At 46.9% G+C, this 533-nt stretch carries 1 protein-coding gene; it reads left to right on the forward strand.

The genetic code is table 11. The annotated features are described in order from the left end of the window. A partial coding sequence (tnpC, locus tag C5745_RS19900) for an IS66 family transposase (protein WP_117584419.1) occupies nt 1-533 on the forward strand: 533 nt, incomplete at both ends.

The following is a 533-nucleotide window of genomic DNA, read 5'->3' on the forward strand; positions in this document are numbered from 1 at the left end:
GGCTTATTGGCGATGATACTGACCGGAAAATATCAGGACCACCTCCCGCTGTACCGACAGAAACAGATCTTTGCCAGGGAAAACATACAGATCGCCTCCTCGACCATCGAGGGCTGGACAAAAGAATCCCTGATCAAACTTGAGCCGCTTTATGAACAATTGATCTTCGACACCAAAACAAAAGGATATTTACAGGTAGACGAGACACCGATAAAAGTACTGGACAGTGATAAAAAAGGCGCTGCCCATCAGGGATACTATTGGGTGTACCATTCGCCTCTGGACAAGACCGTTCTTTTTGATTACAATCCATCCCGCGCAGGGCATGTACCAAAATCCATGCTGGATAACTTTAAGGGTTACCTGCAGACGGATGGATATGCGGCATATGATAAATATGGCAAAAAGAAGGGCATCACCCATCTGGCATGCTGGGCACACGCACGCCGTGAGTTTGAAAAAGCATTGCAGAACGATCGCCCAAGGGCCGAAAAGGCGCTGATGATGATACAGAAACTCTATAAAATTGAACG

It is taken from the genome of Sphingobacterium haloxyli (assembly GCF_002980525.1).
Taxonomy (GTDB): Bacteria; Bacteroidota; Bacteroidia; order Sphingobacteriales; family Sphingobacteriaceae; genus Sphingobacterium; species Sphingobacterium haloxyli.